Source organism: Heyndrickxia acidicola (assembly GCF_001636425.1).
In the GTDB taxonomy this organism is placed as follows: domain Bacteria; phylum Bacillota; class Bacilli; order Bacillales; family Bacillaceae_C; genus Bacillus_AE; species Bacillus_AE acidicola.
The window spans coordinates 1,897,272-1,918,423 of the sequence record NZ_KV440953.1; the positions used below are offsets into that span (position 1 = coordinate 1,897,272).

Here is a 21,152-nt window from a genome sequence, read left to right on the forward strand (position 1 = left end):
TATTAGTTTGCCCCCTTATGGTTTTTAATAATAAATAATATTTTTTCATATAAGTTCACGAAGTTTTCAAGATCTTCATGTGAAAGATCATCGAGATATTCCTCTACGAAAGAAACAATTCTGCCTTCTACCTTTTCGTAAACACTCCTTCCTTCTAAAGTTGTGGTTAAGTAAACATTTCTCCGGTCCTTTTCATCTCTCTCACGAGTGATTAAACCTTTATTCACAAGCTTTTCTACCTTTGCTGTGATGGCACTTTTGTGAACCCCCAATTTATCCGTTAATTCAGAAGCACGCACAGGACCATCTATATGTATTCTTCGCAGCATCGAATATTGCTCCAATGATAAATCCTCGAGAACTTGTTCAGAAATGATAGATGAAATACTTTTGGTCGCAAATAAATAAACGTCTTCGTACCTTTGGATTAAAAGCTTGATTTTTGTTTTGTCCAAATTAGTTCAACCCCTTAACTGTTTACGGTATAAACTATATATAAATGCCCATTTCATGTCAATCTTTTTCCGGCGTCCTGCCCACCTTTCCATCTTCACTAAAAAGTAGTATAATAAAGGAAATTCAAAAGCCGTTAAACCCTGAAAGGAGATCTTAGTTTGAATCTGCAGTCATCCGCTCCGTTAAAACCTACAAACGAAAACCTCTCACAAGCCATATTTACAGTGAATAGACATGCAAAGACAGCAACAAATCCAAAATTTCTCTACAAGCTTAAAAAGGCTGCTATTGAGAAAATGATAAAAGAAGGAAAAGCTGTGAAATTGGGCCTTCATTTTTCAGAAAACCCCAAATGGAGCCAGCAGCAATCGGATGTACTGGTTAAATGCGGGAACTATTCATTTCATATTCCTCCTTCCAAACAGGATTTCGGTGAGCTTCCACATCTAGGAAAACTGGATTACTCTTCCCGTAATCCAAAATGCCGTATGCCCCTGCACCAGGCAAAACAGCTTCTGCAATTTTATACCGGTATAAAAGATGAAACTCCTTCGTCCAAACATCGCAATCCAAGAAAGCAAAATAAGCCTGTATTTAAAAAATTGGGCGAGAGCTTTTTCTAATTTCCTTGTTGTGATCTCCATCATCTCGTTTTGGAATTATCATAAGGAAAAGCACAAGCGTCTTACTAATTGATGTACGGATTACCGTGAGCTGAAATAAAGAAATTTCCATGTTGAAAACTGCTCGTTTTTTAGTTCATTTTACAGTAAAGAAAGGAAACAAAAGCAAACAAGTTTGCTTTTGTTTCCTTTCTTTACTGTAACCTTTCAGCTGTGCTGAAAGGCGTGTGAAACCTCCGTTTCACACGAATGAACTAAAAAACAACTGTATCCTCTTTAACTGCTGGAGTTAGACAACAAAGAATCCAGCAAATAGATGTCAGCGATAAGTACATTTCCTCGTCGCAACAGAATTAGTAAAGGATTTTATACGTTACACTAAAAAACCGATAGCAGTTGTTTGGCTATCGGTTTTCACAGGATATACTCTTTTAAAAAAATATTTTTATGAGTTCTGCTTCTGGTATGTTCAACTTAAACTAAATAAATTTAACTATAGAATATACTGATCTATCTTTTCTACTAGCTTTTCAATTTCCGGTTTACTTACCTGATCATCCGCCCCAACCATTACTCCCTTATGAAACAGGCTTTCAGTAATAAGAGAAGAAAATATGATGACAGGAATTTTTGATAACTGGTCATGTTCTTTAATCTTTTTGGTCAGATGATGACCATCCATTAATGGCATTTCAATATCCGTTATAACAAGCTGAACCTCTTTTAAGATATCTGTTGTTTCAGAAAGCAATGTGTCAAGATAATTGTAAACGTCTTTCCCATTTTCAAAACATTGAACCTTTACATATCCTGCTTTTTCCAAAGTTTCGATTAACAGTTTTCTTAATAAAGAAGAATCTTCTGCAACGACAATTCTTTTGTCTGAACGTTCGCGTTCTCCCAGGTGTCGTAGCTTCTGAATATTAATTCCTGTTTCTGGATTAATATCTGTAATTATCTTTTCAAAGTCAAGCATTAAAATCATATCTTCTTCCCGCTTTACCACTCCAATGACTTGACTATCAGCAGCAGAATACATATCTGAAGGCTTCTCTATTTGTTCCCAGGAGATGCGGTGTATTTGTGTAACATTATGAACACGGAAACAAACTTTTTGCTGGTTGAATTCTGTGACAATAAATTTCTCAGTTGGACACTTTTCTTGGGGAAGATTCAACACTTTTTCCATATTTATAACAGGCAAGACCTCTCCCCTGAGCTGAATAATTCCCTTAATGTACGGATGGGCATGAGGGATGGGCGTTACCGTCCCTGGCATGATAATTTCCTTAACCTTTATCACGTTAATTCCGTACTTATTTTTGCCCATTTCAAATTCAATCATTTCTAATTCATTAGTTCCGCTTTCAAGCAGAATTTTGTTTCTATCCGTCATGATAAGCACCCTTCCATGGTCGTTGTTCCTTTTATACGTCAAGGATTATATCGGTTTGTTCGGGTAAACTTTTTAGCTCCGGGTGTTATCATAACAGACAGTTTTTTCTTCTTATTAGATATCCAAGCATAAAGGATTCTCTATTAGAATTATATATTGATAAGTACTCTTTTTTCTGCTTATTTTCAGCTGAACTGAATGGAGTAGAAAAACAGACGTTTTGCACGCACTTTAACTAAGGCTGTTTTCGCATAGATTGTTGCTTTACGTATAAAGGATTATTCCGTGTGTTGTCTGTCTTCGTGGCATCTTTTCGTATGATCTTCACAAGTTTTAATACGGAATATATATTTTAAATGATATTTCTGTGTCCCATCGCAACAAAGTTTACGAAAAGAGCCTTAACTAATAACACCAATGTTCATTAACAAGGTCTTTTTATTACATACGTTCTGGCAATAATATCATGAAATGCCTGCTTTCTTTTTGTAAATACAGCAATAATATATCCAATATAAAGAATGGTCGACAGAATTGCGGCAAAGTAACGCCCTAAGGAGCGCCCTAAAGTGATGCGATTTCCCGATTCATCTACAACGATCAATCCGAACGCCAGCTTACCAACTGTAGCTTGTAATTTAGATGCATGAAGTACAGTAAAATAAATAACGGAAATAACAAACCCGATTAATAACAAAACATATGAAGTGTTTGTGAGCATATTTACCTCTCCATTGGTAATAATGGCAAAAACAGATGACTCCTGAGGAGCGTTCTTTCTGCTATTTATAATTATCATTGAACAATATAATAAATAAATGATTCCCAAGGGAATAGATATTATAAACGTATCCAAAACATACGCAAGAAATCGTCTCCAAAATCCGCCGTACTTCCATTCTTCTTGCTGTAATTCCATTTTCAATCCTCCCTATACACTTTCCAGCCCTTTAATTTCAGGCTATGTGTACCTGCGGTCTTATTTATCATTGGCTGTTTTCGCATAGTTTGTTGCTTTTCGCAAAAGTTTTAAATCCGTAATAAGTAAGGTATTGTGGCATCTTTTCGTCCTCAGTCATCTTGCCTTCAAGCCTGAACCCTGTGTATCCTTGATTCATTTATACAAATAGCAACAAAGTTTACGAAATGAGCCTTATCATTTAAATGAGCAGACATGTAAAATCGTTCAGCTCTATAGATTGTGATACTTTTTACAAAGATATTATTCATAGATAACATAATACTAATCTTTTATTAAAAAATCATGATAAAATACTAATAATAACAAAGGAAGGATGAAAGCTTTGGAACATTTAGTCAATCCAAGAGTAAAGAAAATAGAAATATCCGGCATACGTAAATTTTTTAATATGGTCAGCCATGTCGAGGACATGATCTCATTTACCATTGGTCAGCCGGATTTTCCTACTCCAGAGCACGTCAAACGTGCAGGAATTAAAGCCATTGAAGAAGATTATACTATCTACACTCATAATGCCGGCATGCTCGAATTGAGAGAGGCAGCGGCGCAATTTATGAAAACAAAGTACGCTGTTGAATATGATCCATCTTCTGAGATTTTAATTACTACAGGTGCAAGTGAAGCAATTGATGTTTCTCTTCGTGCCATATTATCCGAAGACTTGGAAGTTCTTTTGCCAGGACCCGTTTACCCTGGTTACGAACCTATTATTCAATTATGCGGAGCAAAGCCAGTTCATATTGATACCCGCGATTCAAATTTTAAATTAACTGCTGCAAAGCTTAAAAATTATGTGACTGAAAAAACTCGCTGTATAATTCTTCCTTATCCTTCTAATCCTACCGGCGTCAGTCTGTCAGAGCAAGAATTGCGTGAAATTGCTGAACTTGTAAAAGGAAAAGACATTTTTATCATTGCAGATGAGATCTATAGTGAGCTTGTTTACAGCGGCAAGCATGTATCGATCGCTTCTATGCTGAAAGAACAAACTATTCTCATTAATGGCCTTTCAAAGTCTCATTCAATGACAGGCTGGAGAATCGGAATGCTTTTTGCTCCAGAAAACATCGCTAAGCATATCCTGAAGGTTCATCAATACAATGTATCCTGTGCATCCTCCATTTCTCAAAAAGCTGCACTGGAAGCCTTAACTGAGGGGATAAATGATGCGGATGGCATGCGGGAGGAATATACAAAACGAAGAGAATACGTTGCAAAGCGGCTAAAGGAAATGGATGTACAATTTGTGTATCCCGACGGGGCTTTTTACTTCTTCGTAAAGCTTCCTGAAAACGCGAATATGTCTTCCTTTGATTTTGCTCTGGAGCTAGCCCATAAAGCCAAAGTAGCTGTTATACCAGGAAGTGCATTTTCAGAATTCGGAGAAGGATATTTTCGTCTTTCATATGCCTGCTCTCAAGAAAAATTAGAAATCGGCCTGAACAGGATGGAAACATTTATAAAACAGTTAAAGACAGAATAAGAGAAGCCTGTCGTTACAACTTCAATTTTTCTAAAGCTCCTTTTTTTCTGCTCGTTCGTTTGAAGCATCGTTTTACACAAATTAGTTAGTATACTACAGATTACATTAATAAAGTTGTTGCGAAAAAAATTCCATTTGGACTATTGAACCCAAGATAAAAAAAGCCTTATTAAAAAGGGAAGCAGTAATCAATTATACCGCTTCCCTTTTTTTTGGTTATGTTAAAGATTAATGTTGAATTAAAACCTATTTTGATTGGAGCGCAAATCAACAGGCAAGAATAACTGAGCCTTATTTTTTAATCATTCTCTCATAACCAATACTTAATTAGGGCTTGTGTTCCGTCATTTTCATTACCCTTTTCAGCAAGCTCATCATACAATTTTTTGGCAATGGACAACCCAGGAAGTTCAAGACCCATTTTTTCAGACTCATTAAGAGCAATGCCCATATCTTTAATAAAGTGTTTAATAAAGAAACCCGGTGAATAATCCTCTATTAGCATTCTTGGCGCTAAATTCGTAAGTGACCAGCTTCCTGCAGCACCGGCACTAATCGATTTTAGCACCGTTTCCGGGTCAAGTCCTGCTTTTTTTGCATAGACAATCGCTTCTGTAACGCCCATCATATTGGAGGCAATGGCAATTTGGTTGGCCATTTTAGTATGCTGGCCAGAGCCGGCAGCTCCTTGGTAGACAATGTTTTGACCCATTACTGCAAAAAGAGGACGCACTTTATCAAATACCTCTTGATCTCCTCCTGCCATGATTGTAAGAGTACCTTTTTGAGCCCCAATGTCGCCCCCTGACACAGGTGCATCCAATGCATATATGTCGTGTTTTTTCGCTTCCTCATAAATTTTTTTCGCAAGCGTCGGAGTAGAAGTCGTCATATCTACCACGATCAAACCCGCTTTCGCATGCGGGATAATTCCTTTACTTCCTAAATACGTTTCTTCTACATCCTGAGGATAACCAACAATGGTGAAAATAATGTCAGCCCTGCTTGCAACTTCTGCAGGGGAAGAGCACCATTGAGCACCTTTATTAAGAAGCTCAGCTGCTTTTTCTTTCGTTCGATTATAAACAAAAAGCTCATTTCCAGCATCCATAAGGTGTCCTGCCATGCTTTTTCCCATTACTCCTGTTCCAATAAAGCCTACCTTAACACTTTTATTTTCCATGTAACACCACTCCTATGTAATTTTTAAAAAACTTATGTCATTTTCTCAAAAAAAGGGGAGCCTTTATAAAGGCTCCTCAAAAAAAATGGGGGTATGTGGGAAATTTAATGCTTTACATATTCATACCCTACCCGTCTTCACTATTTTTCAAACCCTTTTTGTTTCTTATATGGATTTAATTTTTCCCCCATCCACTAGAAAGCTGCTCCCCGTCATATAAGAGTTAGCATCTGAGCAGAGAAAAACAATTACATTGGCGAACTCCTCAGGTGTACCATATCTTTTTAATGGAATACCTGCTTTTTCTTCCTTTTCAATATCCTCTATGGATTTTCCAGACTTATTCGCATTCACCTGGTCTAAATGTTTAACACGGTCAGTAGCAATTCTGCCAGGCCCAACTGTATTCACTAAAATATTGTAGGGTGCAAACTCCTCAGCAAGAGTTTTGGAAAGGCCCACAATTCCTGTCCTAAAGGTATTTGAAAGAATCAAGCCTGGAATTGGTTCCTTAATAGAGGAAGAAGCAATATTAATAATTCGCCCTCCATTTACCTTCAACATAGGGAGAGATTCCCTAATAATACGAATGTATGAAAGTAAATTTAATTCAAAGGATTGCTGCCATTCCTTGTCACTTAGCTGCTCAAAGCTTCCAGCAGGGGGGCCGCCTGCATTATTAATCAGAATATCAAGCGATCCAAAGGTTTCATTTGTCTTTTCAACAAGAGAATGGATAGCACTTGGATCTGTAATATCACACGGGAAATATTCTACTTTCCCTTTCTCTAATGACAACAGCTCGTCTTTTACCAATTTCAGCTTGTCTTCATCGCGACTTGTAAGCATTACGTTCGTTCCTTCTCTTACCAGCCCTTCTGCAATAGCTTTTCCCAACCCCTGGCTGGAGGCTATAACTAAAGCTGTTTTTCCGTTTAAATTAAGTTCCAAAGAGGCACACTCCTTTCAAAATAAAAGACTTTATTAAAGGCTGTTTTCGCATATTTTGTTGCTTTTCGTAAAAGTGTTAAATCCGTAATAAGTGAGGCGTCGTGGCATCTTTTCGTCTTCAGTCATTTTGTTTTCAATCCTGAATCCTGTGTATCCTTGATTCATTTATACTAACAGCAGCAAAGTTTACGAAAAGAACCTTATTAAAGAACACTGTTGTTTTTCAGCTGAGCTGAAAAACGAGCAGTTATCAACAAAGAAATGTAACAAAGCCAAGTTCAAAAACATTGAACTAACTAGTTATCGATTTTCTCATGCCCATATTAAGTATAATCAAAAAATCAAAATGAATAAAATATAAGCTCTTCTCAAGCCTTTAAAATTTTTGGCATAGTTAAAAATCAATTAATCAATTGGCTTTAACCACATGTTGATTGGAACGCATTTGCTAGAACCCGCCCGCTTAGAAAAGAACAAAAAAAGGCTGAATAATACTCGGTATTATTCAGCAAAAATAGGGGGAAAAATGAGAAAGAAATGACTTGCCTCAAGTAAATCAACTAATCCAGCGCAAGGAAAGAACATTTCCTACGCTTTCCTTGAGATATATAACTTTACCACGAATTCCCCGAATATAAACTTTTTTTACAAAGTTTTTTTCTTAACAGCTTCAATTACTTCCTCTGTGGTCTGTAATTGAAGTACCTCTTTAGCCAGGATTTCCATTTCAGCTTTTGAAAGGGAAAGAATTTGAGTACGGGCTTTAAGGATGGATGATGCACTCATGGAAAACTCGTCTAAACCTAAGCCAAGAAGAATCGGAATAGCCATTTCATCACCGGCCATTTCACCACACATGCCTGTCCACTTGCCTTCTTTATGAGAAGCGTCGATAACCATCTTAACCATTCTTAGGATAGCAGGGTTATATGGCTGATATAAGTAGGAGACGCGTTCATTCATACGGTCAGCTGCCATGGTGTACTGAATAAGATCATTTGTTCCAATACTAAAGAAGTCAACTTCTTTTGCAAACTGATCAGCCATCACTGCTGTAGATGGTATTTCCACCATAATACCAACTTCGATATTATCGGAAACATTCACACCTGCAGCTTTCAGCTTTTCTTTTTCATCAAGAAGAATTTCCTTAGCCTGACGAAATTCATTTATCGTTGAAATCATAGGGAACATAATCTTCAGATTGCCATACACGCTTGCACGCAATAGTGCTCGTAATTGTGTGCGGAACATGTCCTGTTCTTCGAGGCATAAGCGAATTGCACGAAATCCAAGAAAAGGATTCATTTCTTCAGGCAATTTAAGATAAGGAAGCTTTTTGTCTCCGCCAATATCAAGTGTACGTACAACGACAGACTTCCCTTTCATTCCCTCAAGGACAGCCTTATAGGAATTAAACTGTTCTTCCTCTGTAGGAAGCTGGTCTCTGCCCATATAGAGGAACTCTGTACGGTATAGTCCAACAGCTTCTCCACCATTGTCAAGTACACCCTGTAAGTCATCTGGAGTACCAATATTAGCAGCCAGTTCTACATGATGTCCGTCTTTTGAAACCGTCTTTTCATTAAGAAGTTTCGCCCATTCTGCCTTTTGCTTATCGAAATTGACTTGTTCTTGCTTATACTTTTCGACCACTTCTGGAGTAGGATTAATATGTACTTCTCCATTTACTCCATCAACAATAACAAAATCTCCGTTTTGAATCTCTTCTGTTGCTGTTTTCGTTCCAACAACCGCAGGGATTTCAAGTGAACGGGCCATTATGGCTGAGTGGGAAGTACGGCCTCCAATATTGGTCGTAAAGCCCTTAACAAAATCTCTGTTCAATTGGGCAGTATCAGATGGGGTTAAGTCTTCTCCAACCACAATCACTTCTTCGGCAATCATACTAGGATTAGGTATTTTCACGCCTAATAAATGTGATAATACACGCTTCGTTACATCGCGTATATCGGCAGCGCGTTCTCTCATATATTCATTATCCATTTGTTCAAACATAGAAATAAACATATCAGCCGTTTCCTTAAGAGAACTTTCTGCGTTCACATTTTCGTTTTTAATTCTATCTTCAATTGGTGTTAACAGCTCTGGATCATTTAAAACAAGAAGATGCGCATCAAATATTGCAGCTTTATCCGCACCGAGCTCAGTATTGGCCTTTTCACGAATGTTTTCCAATTCAGCTCCAGCTGCAGACACAGCAGACTTGAATCGGTTTACCTCCTGTTCAGCATCCTCAACCTTCTTCTTTTCAAAAGAAAGATCTGGTTCAACCAGGCGGTATGCCTTTGCAATAGCAATGCCATTTGATGCAGCAATGCCTTTAAGGATAGTCGACATTATTCAGCTAAACCTTCTTTTGCAAGTAGTTCTTCAAGGCTGTTTAAAGCCTCTTGTGCATCATTGCCTTCAGCAATAATGGAAATTTGAGCATCTTTACCGATTCCTAGAGACATAACACCCATAATGGATTTAAGGTTAACTTTTTTATCTTTGTATTCCAATTGAATATCTGAATCAAATTTGCTAGCTGTTTGAACTAATAAAGTTGCTGGACGAGCATGAATCCCTGTTTCTGCAGTTACAGTAAATTGTTTTTGTGCCATTTTATTTACTCCTTTACCTTTATAAATTTAGAATTTCCCATATAATAAAATTTAACCACCAAGCTTCATATTTATCTAAAAGCGTTTCCCTTTATATACGAGTTGGTGTTTCCAAGGAAATAGCATACCACTCTTTATTATATAAAACAAATAAAGTGCTCACAATTATTATAACTAAAAAAAAGTATTTTTTTCTTTATAAATTGAAATTAGTATTTTCTTATAAGTTGGCCATTGATTTCCGCTGCAGTTACTCTCTTTCCGCGGGGCAGAGAAGGAGCCTCCTCGTTGCGTATTGCGCCTGTGGAGTATCCCTTTGCCTGCTTGTCCAGCTCGAGTCTCGTGCCTTTTAGCTCCAATAATCAGAGTAAGAACTTAAAGTCAACATATATAATTATTTTTTCTCCAATTGTTTACCCTTCATTTGACGATAGATAAACTTAAGCTCGTTGCTAAATTCAGCTGCAGCGGTTTTTGTTTCCCCATAGGCTCCATACCTGGCCATTTCATATACCCTAAGCCAATTATCGTTCCATTCTACACCGATTCTATTCAGCCATTCTTCAACGTTTTCCTCAGCCTTTCTTTCCAACCCCTTTTTCCTCGCAAACTTTTCTAAAGACCTCATTTGTTTTCTGATTTGATTAGATGCCTTTGTATAACCAGAATCCAATTGAACACCTTCATCGTCCCGGTCTTTCTGAGGACTGTTTGTGACAGAAAAGAAAGCTGTATTAAGGCTGCCCTTGTCATATATTTGCCATTTTCTCATTTTAATAAATAACAAAATGATCAGCCCAATTACGATTCCTACACATATTATGCCAATGATTTCATAGTGGTGGACAGGGATCTTATCAGGTACTATAGATTTTTTGATGCTTCTTGAAGCCAGTACTTCTTTTTTTCCAAAAATCTTATTTGTTCCTGGTGAAAAAAAATGGACTAATATAGTAAGAAGCGGGCCAATCATATATAAGAATTGATAGAGCAGAAAAGTGAAGATTTTCTCGAAAGGAAAACGGATAATGAAAGCAGCCGCTGTTATTAGAGATGCACATCCCACCGGAATAATTACAAGAAATCCCGTTACGTACATAACATGACGTTTTTCAATCGGCCCGTTCTCAAAATATTTTCTTATAAACGACCCAAAGGTGTATAAAAATAATTGGAAAACCACCAATAATAGCGGATCCAGGCCAATATTCACTCTTGAAATCATACCTGCTGCATAATTTACAAAGATCAGGATAAAAGCAGTTAAAATCTTTTTACTTTCACTTTCGTCATCTTCAAGTAAGTTTTCCCTGAGATTCGCATGGAGCCTCCATTGTATAAAAAGAGCCGTACATATACTCAGCCAAAGCGGCCAGGAAAATGCTATCCCTTGAACGACACAAATTAAGAATGAAAGAATAAATAAAGCGGGTTTTATTTTGAGACCTGCAATAAATCGGGTCACGAAAAGCGGAAATCCTATGGAAATGACGGGAACAATGATAAATGGCCAAATTGGCTTCGTTGATGTTAGTGGGTTTATTACATTTAAACAAAGCAGAAATACAGTCCAATCCATCATTATTCTTCTATTTAATTCCAAAACAAAAACCAAGAATGACCGGCGGTTCAGTTTATTCATTTCTACCATGCTTTGATAACTCCCTGTCCGCTTACAGCCTCTGCAACAAAGACAGAAGAACCTGCTTGCTTAAAAGCGGAAAAAGTGTTCATAGTTTTTGGATCCGATTTTCCGAAATACACAATCGTCGAAAAAGCTAAAGCCTGTGTTTCTAAATGCTTCATCATATATTGAACCGGCACATTCAAGGATAAAGAAGATATCGCAGACAAAAAATCAAAGGCTTTTTGTCCATGAACTCCTCCTTCTCCTTCCTTCAGATAATAATAAGGAATATCCAGGCTCGACCTGACGTTGGAAACGAGAGTAAAAGGAATATTTCCATTTAACGCAAAGTCCACTACATAGGCCAAAAAGCTGATGAAATTCTCAAGGCTGTCCGGATAAAGTCCCTCACATTCTACATTAAGAATGAAAAGCCAATTTTTAGAAGAGACGTTCGAATAAACTTTTGTTTGCAGCACCTGCATTCTGGCACTGGCCTTCCAGTGAATATGCTGAAAAGCATCACCTGTCTGGTATTCTCTTGTCCCTATGAGATCTGAAGGATTAAAAAATAATGAGTTGGGGTCATTTTGGAGCCCTTGTGAATGCAGTTTCTCCTTTCCCTTCCATGCAACTCTTTTTCTCTTAGGATAAACATAAATCTTCGTATTCACTGGCCGCTTGTTCTCCATAATAACGACTCCGCTTCCAAACATATGAAGGATTTTCACTTCAATTTTTTGGATAGCTGCAATCCCTCTTTGTTTTGCAGAATAAGGAATTGTTACCGTCACAGCCTCCCTCTTCCACGCTCTAAACGGAATATTCATATGAATGGTGGAACCAATCTCCTGAAAATTTCCTGAAAGAGGTTCTACTTTATTATTAAATGTTATGGTCAATACTCCCTTTAAAATGGGGAGACCATTATTAAGAAACGAGAGTCTCCATTCTCCTTTTTCTTCTATATTAATTCTCTGTATCTTTTTTTCATTTTGAAAAACGAATTCCTTCCCTATATTTTCTATATACCAATTATGGCCATATATTAATATTACCCCCACTAAAAAACCCAGGAATAAGAAACTTTGGCCATATAGGAGAGCAAATATTGAAAAGAAAAACATCAAACGGCCCACTGCCAACAGAATTTTATCCGTTAAAATATCCCGTTCCCAGAACATCAAGATACCTCTGTTTCAACAGGAACAGGAACCTTGGAAAGAATTTCTTCCAATACGCTTTCTGGTGTCATCATTAAAGAAGCTTCAATCGATAACTGCAAACGATGTGACAAACAAAACGGAACAGCGCTTTTAACATCTGCTGGCGTTACAAAGCTTCTGCCATTAATAAAAGCTAATCCCTCAGAGGCTTTTAGCAAAGCCAATGAAGCTCTGGGACTGGCACCATTCATGATGGAAGGGTGTTCTCTTGTCTCGCGGATAATCATGAGAATATACTTTTCTATATCCTCATGTATTTGAATTTTCTTCATTTCTTCCCTTATAGTATAAAGCTCATGTTTGTCCATCACTTTCCTGACACTAGCAGAAGGATTGCCGTTGCGGAATCTCTTCAAGATTTCACTTTCTTCCTTTAAGGATGGATAGCCTATTGTTAATTTCATAAAAAAGCGGTCCAACTGGGCTGCAGGAAGAGCAAAGGTTCCTTGCAGCGATTCTACAGGATTTTGTGTTGCTATGACCATAAAAGGCTCTTCCAGGATGAGTGTTTCCCCGTCTATTGTCACCTGACGTTCTTCCATGGCTTCCAAGAGGCTGGATTGTGTCCTTGGTGTTGCCCTGTTGATTTCGTCCGCAAGCAAGATATTTGTTAAAATTGGTCCCTTGCGGAGCTGAAATTCCTGCGTTTTGGGATTGAAGAATTGAATGCCTGTTACGTCTCCAGGCAGTACATCCGGAGTGAACTGAATTCGTTTAAAATCCGCAGACAGACAATTTGCAAAGGTTTTTGCCAGCAAGGTTTTACCTGTCCCCGGAACACTCTCCATCAAAATATGTCCGCCTTGCAGCAAGGCTATCATAAGTAAGTCTAACTCTTGTTCCATCCCAACCATCACTTTTGATATTTCCTTTTTCAATTCTTCGATTGCCTGTATCAAGTTTGTCCCCCCAAAAATCCTATCTTTTTATAAGGCTATAATAACATAATTAATTAAATATTTTCTAATTTCAGTTTTCATCCACACAAGAATCAATATATATAACCATTACAAAAAGGCATCCTTTTAGGATACCTTTTATTAAAGGAAAGAAGTTATTTAACCTATGTACTGTCTAGCTCTAGCGCCTATGGGCTACCGTATTTCTGCTTCTCTTCCCTCCGATAAGTCAGCATCAGCTCGTAAAAGGTATCGCTGTGTTTTCTTTATCTCAGTTGAAGACTACTTAAATCCATACACCGATTGGTAAGGCGCTTTCTCTTATATTACCAATCAGCTCCTGGCTTCTTGTAAATACTGATATCTTACATTCCCGCCCCTTTCAGCCGTTCCTTGAAAGTGTTTGAAATCCTTTTGTTTAACAAGTTCCTTCCTGAAGTCCAAAAAAAACTGATTTTCAACATAGTATTCCTTGATCGTTCCAGTTCTTAATTGTTCTAGTATCTCTAATACTTCCTCTGGGGTCATCGCTATCCCTCCTTATCTTTTGCTAACTTATTTTACCACAGACATATACTCTTTTCTTTACTTAGATTCCATACATCTTAGCGATGCCTCTTTAGTCAAATTGAAACGAGGACAATCTATTTATCACTTAATCTATGTTAAAGCTCATTGTGTATCGAATATCATGTTTGATTGAAACGTTAAGTACAAGACTCTTGCGGAAAGCGAGTCCCTGCAGCGGAAATCAACATGCAGGACCAACAAGCTATACCTATCAGAGTTATAGCCCAATACTAATAAGAATTCACTTTTGATTGATCGAAAGGCACGAGACTCCTGCGGGATCAGCGTGTTAGGGAAGTCCCCGCAGGAGCTTGCGGTGAGAAGGCTTCCCTACCGCCCCGCGGAAAGCGAGTCCCTGCAGCGGAAATCAACATGCAGGATCAACAAGCTATGCCTGTCTGTGTTATAGTCCAATACAAATATGAATTCACCGTTGATTGCAGCGAAAGGCACGAGACTCCTGCGGGATCAGCGTGTTAGGGAAGACCCCGCAGGAGCTTGCGACGAGGAGGCTTCCCTACCGCCCCGCGGAAAGCGAGTGCCTGCAGCGGAAATCAACATGTAGGAAACAAAGATATGAATCCCACGGATAATGAGCATTTTACCCTTCGCCCTCACATTCAATTGTAAACGTTTTAATAAATTGATTATAAGCGCTTGAATTTTTCAGAAAAATAGTGCAAACTAAAAAAAAGAAATATTAGGAAAATAATATCACTGGGGGAGAACATATGAAAAAAGCAGAAGTGGGCTGTATTATTGAATTTAAAGATGGATTACAGGGCATCGTTGAAAAGGTAAATGAGAATTCAGTAATTGTTGATTTAACCTACATGAAAAATTATCGTGCCCTCGATCTTGAAGAAAAAACAGTGGTAAATCATAAAAATTACAAAGTGATTAAAGACTCAGTAAACGCTTAATTGTTTATTTCTCCAAAAAATATATTCTGACCCTTCGTTTAAAATGGCTTTTTGGCCATTTTTTACTTTTCACTCCCATCCTGAACCTTTTCTTTTCTCCTTTTACTGGTTATCATAATAAAAACATAATTATTATTAACCTAAAGGAGCTTTCTCTCGTTTGACTACTAAACATATTTCCGCCAGAATTTTTGCCTTCATTTGCATTGCCAATATCTTGTACTACTTTACCTATAATCTTATTCCAGTTTTTTGGCATATCAATACATGCTCTATGCTCATATTATTAGGAATTTCCACTTTAACAAATTTGCCTTTTGAAAATAAGCAAAAGAAAGCCGTTATTCCTGGTGTTGTAACAGGAATAGCGACTTATCTTGCTTTTATGGCGGGTAATTGGCTTTTACAATGGCTGTTTCCGCTTCTACATCAACAGGTTGTTGAAGTATATCAGCAGCTAGCCCCCCGAAAGTGGTGGCATTATATTGTTCTTTGTGCTGTATTCGTTCCTGCTGAGGAATTTTTTTGGCGAGGGGTCATTCATGGTTTACTGGTGAAGGTTTTCAAACCCTATACAACCGTATTTGTTACTGCTGTTTTAAATGGGGCTGCCTTAATTTATTCCGGTTATCTGATCCTGCCGATGGCTGCCTTTGTCAGTGCATTAATTTGGGGAATCTTATACATAAAAAAGAAAAATATCATAGGTGTCATTACAGCCCATCTAATTTTCGATTTACTGCTTTTGGTTTTCCTGCCTCTACATTAAAGAAGCTATTTTACCTTTTCGTTTGGTTTTAGCCATAATAATGCAATAAAAATAATACTTACATATCCAAACAGTGGGTACAAAAGCCCAAGCAAGGCACCATATTCCAACTTACTGATAAAATAGATAATCATAACAATAATGATGTTTATCCAAATACTATTAATGGGCAAAAATTGTTTAAACTGCTTTTCAAGACCGTAGATATCTCCAATAATAGATGTGAAAATTTCTCCAAAAATCACCATTACGTAGATAAAATAAATACCAGAAAACGTATTTTTCACAATAACAGCCATTGGAATCTCATAAATCGTTACATTCGGCAGCGAAATTAAAGCAAAATGGCTGGAAATTAAAATTAGTGTTAATGCAATACCTCCTATTTTCCCTCCAAGCCTTACTGCTTCACGGTCATTCATTTCTGCCGCAAGGGGCACCAGTACAGCTTGAGAAAGCCCTAAATTAAAAGCTACATAGGCAAAAGGAGCTGCAGCTGCTTTCCACCAATTATGAATATGGGGGATAAATAACAGAGACTGTATAAAATGGATGCCCGTTATAGACCTGCTCATTAGCAATAAATTGAACAATATCATCATGGGGACTATGAAGGTATTGACAGCGAAAAGCCCTTTTGTTCCCAAAAGCATAACACCAATTGTTAAAGAAATCGTTATTGCGATTCCCATTTCCTTATTCATATGTAACTGTTCCTGAAAAACCGCTCCAGCTCCTGACAGCATAACTCCGGTTACTGCCATTAGCATAAACATCATCAAGATATTCATTATGGAAGCAAATGTTTTTCCAAATAAATGTGTATTGAAGTCTTCAAAAGACTTTGCCCTCAGTTCAACAGCTTTCACCATTAATTTTGACCCCAGAACTGTGAACAAATATCCACTGACAAGCAAACCAGCAAAGCCCACAAGCCCGAATCTTGTAAAAAACTCTACAATTTCTCTTCCAGTTGCAAATCCAGCTCCTACTACTGTTCCTACATATACAGCAGCTATCTGTAAAGCACCCGTCCACTTTTTCATTCCTCATCTCCCCTTAGACGAACACGGCCCCCTGCCTTAAAAGCAGCACTATGGTAACGCACCAGTTCATTGTCTAATGTCTCCCTTAAATTTTTATGTTGATAACTGCTCGTTTTTTAGATCATTTCCTTTAACGTCAATGAGCCAAAAAAAAAAGATTCCATTAACAAAGCCTCCTATTAATTATCCTTATGTACGAGCATTTAAAATAAGACATATTAATGAAGGATGCTGGAAAAAGAAGTTAACTCTTAATGTTTTTATTTAAATCGTTTCTTTTGTACAATTGAGTAATTTTAGTTAGTCCTCATATTTTCCAATATTAAAAAGGTTTGCATACTGACCCGGTGCTTGTTCCTATTTTTCAAACAAAGGCATACCTGTTGATTTCCACTGCAGACAGGAAGCCTTCTTGGCGCTAATAGCACCTGCGGGGTATCCCTATGCCTGCTTGTGCCGCAGGAGTCTCGTTTTATCCGCTCTTAAAGCACAAAGAAAAACCACGAAGAATCAATTTTTAAGTTCAACCTATATTAAAGATCTTTTATTTGCAATGTAAAAAGAACTCCATTACAATTGATAAAATTATTCTTAATTATATAGCTATGCCGCCTCTCTATCGATATGTTTCATTTTCCGAGAATCTTTGCTGCAATTGGTCAAAATTAATCAAACAAAAGTATTGCAAATCAAATGAACTTCGTGTATGATAATGCCATAAGGTCAATGTTGGTCAAACTTATTCTTGACAAAAACTGACAAGACCTGATACATTGCTCATATAAGCTAAAGATATTTTCTTAGCTTCATTTTTTGAATTTAAAAGTCAAAGTTAGTCAAGGTTAATTTCACTCCGCATTAAGGCAGGCAGACAAAAATTAAATTGACTTTTGTTTCAACTTAAAAGTCAAAGTTAGTCAATATCAAACTATTTGCTAGGAGGAATGACTGATGTTATGTCAAAAATGTAATCAAAATCAAGCAAATGTTCAATTGCATGTAAATATAAATGGAAATGCTCAAAATCTTCACTTATGCTCAACCTGTTACCAGGAAGAAAAATCAAAGCTGGGAAGTGCATTCGGAGGAAATACATTCAATGCTTTTAAAGGCGGATCAGGCTTTTTCAATGGTTCAGAATCTCCTTTTGGCCCTTCTATGGATGGTGTAAAACAAACCGTTCAAACAGAAGAACGCAGAAATGGCTTACTTGATCAATTTGGACGCAACCTTACAAATGGTGCAAGAGCTGACCTAATTGATCCCGTTATCGGCCGTGAAAATGAAATCAATCGTGTCATTGAAATTCTCAACCGTCGAAATAAAAACAATCCTGTTTTAATTGGGGATCCTGGTGTAGGTAAAACTGCTATCGCTGAAGGGCTTGCATTAAAAATTGTGCAGAACGAAGTACCTGCTAAGCTGAAAAATAAAGAAGTTTATTTACTTGATGTAGCTTCATTAGTAGCAAATACAGGCATCCGAGGCCAATTTGAGGAAAGAATGAAACAATTGATTACGGAATTACAAAGCCGTAAGAATGTAATTTTATTTATTGATGAAATTCACCAATTAGTAGGGGCTGGCTCTGCTGAGGGTTCTATGGATGCTGGCAATATCTTAAAACCGGCCCTTGCCCGCGGTGAGCTACAAGTCATCGGTGCAACCACTTTAAAAGAGTATCGCCAAATTGAAAAAGATGCGGCTCTTGAAAGACGTTTCCAGCCTGTCCAAGTAAACGAGCCTACTCTTGAACAAGCAAAAACGATCTTAATGGGACTTAAGGATAAATATGAGCAATACCATCAGGTGACATTTTCTAAAGAAGCCATTGAAGCTTGTGTAAACTTATCTGATCGGTATATCTCAGACCGCTTCCTTCCAGATAAAGCAATTGACTTAATGGACGAAGCAGGTTCTAAAATAAATTTAACCATTACAGTACCAAGCAAGGAAGAAGTACAACAGCGATTAGCAGAAATACAGCAGCAAAAACAGGCAGTTCTTCAAAAAGAGGATTATGAAATGGCTGCTAAACTGCGCGATGAAGAAGCTAAGCTTGAAGCAATGCTGAAGGATGAGGTGACAACCGAAAAGCCTGTTGTAAAGGTTGCACACATCCAGGAGATCATTGAAAACAAAACAGGCATCCCTGTAGGCAAGCTTGAAGAAGATGAACAGAAAAAAATGAAGAATTTAGAAAATCATTTAGCTCAAAAAGTGATCGGCCAAGCAGATGCTGTTAAAAAAGTAGCAAAGGCTATCCGCAGAAGCCGTGCTGGGTTAAAATCCAAAAACCGCCCAATTGGTTCCTTCCTTTTTGTAGGGCCGACAGGTGTAGGTAAAACAGAGTTAGCCAAAACATTGGCAGAAGAATTGTTCGGAACAAAAGATTCTATGGTTCGTCTCGATATGAGTGAATATATGGAAAAACACAGTGTGGCAAAATTGATTGGTTCACCTCCGGGATATGTAGGGCACGATGAAGCTGGTCAATTAACAGAAAAAATCCGACGCAATCCTTACAGCATTATTCTGTTGGATGAAATTGAGAAAGCACATCCTGATGTACAGCATATGTTCCTGCAAATTTTAGAGGATGGCCGTTTAACTGACAGCCAGGGTAAAACAGTCGGATTCCAGGACACTGTTATTATTATGACAAGTAATGCTGGTGTAACTGAAAAACCTAAACATATGGGGTTCGGTGCAAGCCAGGCTGTGGAAGAAGCTAACATTCTTGATTCACTTGGAAGTTTCTTCAAACCAGAGTTTCTGAACCGTTTTGATAACATCGTGGAATTCAAGTCCTTAGGAAATGAACATCTTATTAAGATTGTCGATTTAATGCTATCTGAATTAAATAATGCATTAAGCGGACAACAGATTTCAATTGTAATTACTACAGATGTCAAAGAAAAAATTGCTGAGCTTGGTTATCATCCTGCCTTTGGCGCACGCCCATTACGCCGTGTTATCCAAGAACAGCTGGAGGATCAAATCGCAGACTTTATTCTCGATCATCCAGAAGCTAAACAACTTAAAGCTGTTATGGCAGATGATAAAATTACAGTTCAGTCTGAATAATAATATGTAACTGATTAGAAAAAGATAGATAAAGCCAACTGTGCTTTGTCTATCTTTTTTTTACCGCCAAAACTCTTTTTTTGGCTCTGATAATCTTGCCTTTTGTTTCCGCTGCAATACTCGCAAGGGGGCCTGATCGCCCCATGCTCCTTCGGGTTCTCCCTTAACTTTTCTATGCAGAAGTCTCGTGCCTATCACTGCAATCAAAAATGGATTCAATTTAACACTGAGTATTACTCAGATATGCGTAACGATGTTTGTCATGCCTGTTTATCTCCAAATAATTTCTACAGGTTTTCCTATTACTCACACTAACTATCCATCCCCTATAGAGTCGTATACTTTATTTGACTCCAATAAATATAAGCGTTAATATAATAAAGTATTTATATTGCACTCCAGGAGGGGAACTAATGTCCCTTGAACATCGAGTTATTGAGTTGGAAAATGAACTGGCAATACTCAAAGAAGAAATGAAACATATAAAGAGCTTACTTAAAATTACCACTGAAGAGGCAGACTTTGATTGGGCTGCCAATAAAGCAGGCGAATGGATGATCAAGGTTGTGTATCCAGGCATCTATGATCAGCGAATGACTCCTTCTGTTGGATTTCCAAAAAATCGAAAGAAAATAGCTGATCAAATTAAAACCGGACAAAAGATGTTTATTTATGTAACAAAGCCCGTAAAAAGAATTATCGGTTTAACCAGGGTCATTTCCACTGTAAAAGCTGTTGAAGGTAAATGGCCATATGCTGTTGATCTTGAATGGGTTATTGGTCCGAAGCTTGGTCTTACGTTAGCAGAAACAGCTTTGACCATACGTCCTCGTATTGGAGAAACTTTATACGCCCTAAAAGAAGAAACTGCTATTCGAATTATGGAACAATTACAGGCACAGCCTGATTTAAATGAGGATGAGCTGCTCATTTTAATAAATCAATATCTCGAGCTTACCAAGAAGGAAAGAGTATCATATAATGAGGCAATTATCAGACTCAAGGGCGCTGGACTCACTGAGGCAGCCCAAGCACTCTCAAGCTATCGGGCGCAGGATGGTTCCGTTAGAGGGTGGGATGAACTTGCTGAACGCGGTGAATTATATCGGCGATATCCTCAGGCAAGAACAGCTATTTGGCCGGATACCTATTCTTTAACATAACCACCCGGCTCTTAAAAAATCTTCTCAAATCATTAAGATAAGTCTCTTTAAAATATCGGTAAAGTAAAAAAGTAAAAAGAAAGTCTGTCGCTTGGATTTTTACTTAGCATCCACTGCAGGAATGCTGTCAGTAAAGACTTA

19 protein-coding genes are annotated in these 21,152 nt (G+C 37.7%); 7 read left to right on the forward strand and 12 right to left on the reverse strand.

Annotation, left to right across the window (positions count from 1 at the left end; translation table 11 throughout):
* Nucleotides 1–2: 2 nt before the first annotated feature.
* A complete protein-coding gene (locus A5N88_RS08875; RefSeq protein WP_066264939.1) occupies nucleotides 3–455 on the reverse strand; it encodes a MarR family winged helix-turn-helix transcriptional regulator in 453 nt (150 codons plus the stop codon).
* A gap of 159 nt (nucleotides 456–614) precedes the next feature.
* Between A5N88_RS08875 and A5N88_RS08880 the strand changes: the two genes are divergently transcribed.
* The gene (locus tag A5N88_RS08880; protein WP_083953089.1) at nucleotides 615–1,079 is read left to right on the forward strand and encodes a YkyB family protein; all 465 of its coding nucleotides are present in this window, start codon (nucleotides 615–617) and stop codon (nucleotides 1,077–1,079) included.
* 493 nt (nucleotides 1,080–1,572) lie between these two features.
* Here A5N88_RS08880 and A5N88_RS08885 read toward each other — a convergent pair whose 3' ends face one another.
* The gene (locus A5N88_RS08885; RefSeq protein ID WP_066264943.1) at nucleotides 1,573–2,475 is read right to left on the reverse strand and encodes a chemotaxis protein; all 903 of its coding nucleotides are present in this window, start codon (nucleotides 2,473–2,475) and stop codon (nucleotides 1,573–1,575) included.
* Nucleotides 2,476–2,899: 424 nt separating this feature from the next.
* A complete protein-coding gene (locus A5N88_RS08890; RefSeq protein ID WP_066264945.1) occupies nucleotides 2,900–3,394 on the reverse strand; it encodes an RDD family protein in 495 nt (164 codons plus the stop codon).
* A 385-nt stretch (nucleotides 3,395–3,779) separates the two neighbouring features.
* Between A5N88_RS08890 and A5N88_RS08895 the strand changes: the two genes are divergently transcribed.
* Nucleotides 3,780–4,940, forward strand: a complete 1,161-nt coding sequence (locus A5N88_RS08895; protein ID WP_066270387.1) for an aminotransferase A — start codon at nucleotides 3,780–3,782, stop codon at nucleotides 4,938–4,940.
* Between the two features lie 310 nt (nucleotides 4,941–5,250).
* Here the strand turns inward: A5N88_RS08895 and A5N88_RS08900 are convergent, their stop codons facing one another.
* From A5N88_RS08900 to ykzS, 8 genes are all read right to left on the reverse strand, one after another.
* Nucleotides 5,251–6,123 carry an NAD(P)-dependent oxidoreductase gene (locus A5N88_RS08900; protein ID WP_066264947.1) on the reverse strand — a complete coding sequence of 291 codons (873 nt, stop codon included), beginning with the start codon at nucleotides 6,121–6,123 and terminating at the stop codon, nucleotides 5,251–5,253.
* Nucleotides 6,124–6,288: 165 nt separating this feature from the next.
* Nucleotides 6,289–7,074 carry an SDR family oxidoreductase gene (locus A5N88_RS08905; RefSeq protein ID WP_066264949.1) on the reverse strand — a complete coding sequence of 262 codons (786 nt, stop codon included), beginning with the start codon at nucleotides 7,072–7,074 and terminating at the stop codon, nucleotides 6,289–6,291.
* Between the two features lie 645 nt (nucleotides 7,075–7,719).
* Complete coding sequence (gene ptsP, locus A5N88_RS08910) at nucleotides 7,720–9,435, reverse strand: phosphoenolpyruvate--protein phosphotransferase (protein ID WP_066264951.1); 1,716 nt, start codon at nucleotides 9,433–9,435, stop codon at nucleotides 7,720–7,722.
* Nucleotides 9,435–9,701: a phosphocarrier protein HPr gene (locus A5N88_RS08915; RefSeq protein WP_066264953.1), complete on the reverse strand. Its 267-nt coding sequence runs from the start codon at nucleotides 9,699–9,701 to the stop codon at nucleotides 9,435–9,437. Before A5N88_RS08915 ends, ptsP begins: the two co-directional genes overlap by 1 nt.
* A 394-nt stretch (nucleotides 9,702–10,095) precedes the next feature.
* Complete coding sequence (locus A5N88_RS08920) at nucleotides 10,096–11,352, reverse strand: hypothetical protein (protein ID WP_066264955.1); 1,257 nt, start codon at nucleotides 11,350–11,352, stop codon at nucleotides 10,096–10,098.
* Nucleotides 11,346–12,512, reverse strand: a complete 1,167-nt coding sequence (locus A5N88_RS08925; protein ID WP_066264957.1) for a DUF58 domain-containing protein — start codon at nucleotides 12,510–12,512, stop codon at nucleotides 11,346–11,348. Before A5N88_RS08925 ends, A5N88_RS08920 begins: the two co-directional genes overlap by 7 nt.
* Nucleotides 12,512–13,450, reverse strand: a complete 939-nt coding sequence (locus A5N88_RS08930; RefSeq protein ID WP_066270389.1) for an AAA family ATPase — start codon at nucleotides 13,448–13,450, stop codon at nucleotides 12,512–12,514. The genes A5N88_RS08925 and A5N88_RS08930 overlap by 1 nt, the downstream gene beginning before the upstream one ends.
* A 336-nt stretch (nucleotides 13,451–13,786) precedes the next feature.
* Nucleotides 13,787–13,981: a protein YkzS gene (gene ykzS / locus A5N88_RS08935; RefSeq protein ID WP_066264958.1), complete on the reverse strand. Its 195-nt coding sequence runs from the start codon at nucleotides 13,979–13,981 to the stop codon at nucleotides 13,787–13,789.
* Between the two features lie 475 nt (nucleotides 13,982–14,456).
* On the opposite strand from ykzS, the gene A5N88_RS26105 reads away from it, so the two are divergent.
* The 3 genes from A5N88_RS26105 (at nucleotide 14,457) to A5N88_RS08945 (ending at nucleotide 15,715) form a co-directional block, all read left to right on the forward strand.
* Nucleotides 14,457–14,588, forward strand: coding sequence for a hypothetical protein (locus A5N88_RS26105; protein ID WP_260525550.1), 132 nt, complete (start codon nucleotides 14,457–14,459; stop codon nucleotides 14,586–14,588).
* 166 nt (nucleotides 14,589–14,754) lie between these two features.
* Nucleotides 14,755–14,946 (forward strand): YkvS family protein, encoded by a 192-nt coding sequence (locus tag A5N88_RS08940; RefSeq protein ID WP_066264959.1) that lies wholly within the window; start codon nucleotides 14,755–14,757, stop codon nucleotides 14,944–14,946.
* Nucleotides 14,947–15,106: 160 nt separating this feature from the next.
* Entirely contained in the window at nucleotides 15,107–15,715 is a 609-nt protein-coding gene (locus tag A5N88_RS08945) for a CPBP family intramembrane glutamic endopeptidase (protein WP_066264960.1), read from the forward strand.
* A 5-nt stretch (nucleotides 15,716–15,720) separates the two neighbouring features.
* Here A5N88_RS08945 and A5N88_RS08950 read toward each other — a convergent pair whose 3' ends face one another.
* Nucleotides 15,721–16,761, reverse strand: a complete 1,041-nt coding sequence (locus A5N88_RS08950; protein WP_066264961.1) for a YkvI family membrane protein — start codon at nucleotides 16,759–16,761, stop codon at nucleotides 15,721–15,723.
* A gap of 951 nt (nucleotides 16,762–17,712) precedes the next feature.
* Between A5N88_RS08950 and A5N88_RS08955 the strand changes: the two genes are divergently transcribed.
* Both A5N88_RS08955 and A5N88_RS08960 read left to right on the forward strand, forming a co-directional pair.
* Nucleotides 17,713–19,848 carry an ATP-dependent Clp protease ATP-binding subunit gene (locus tag A5N88_RS08955; protein ID WP_066264963.1) on the forward strand — a complete coding sequence of 712 codons (2,136 nt, stop codon included), beginning with the start codon at nucleotides 17,713–17,715 and terminating at the stop codon, nucleotides 19,846–19,848.
* Between the two features lie 413 nt (nucleotides 19,849–20,261).
* On the forward strand, nucleotides 20,262–21,011 hold the full coding sequence (locus tag A5N88_RS08960) for a hypothetical protein (protein WP_066264964.1): 750 nt from the start codon (nucleotides 20,262–20,264) through the stop codon (nucleotides 21,009–21,011).
* The last annotated feature ends 141 nt before the right edge of the window (nucleotides 21,012–21,152 follow it).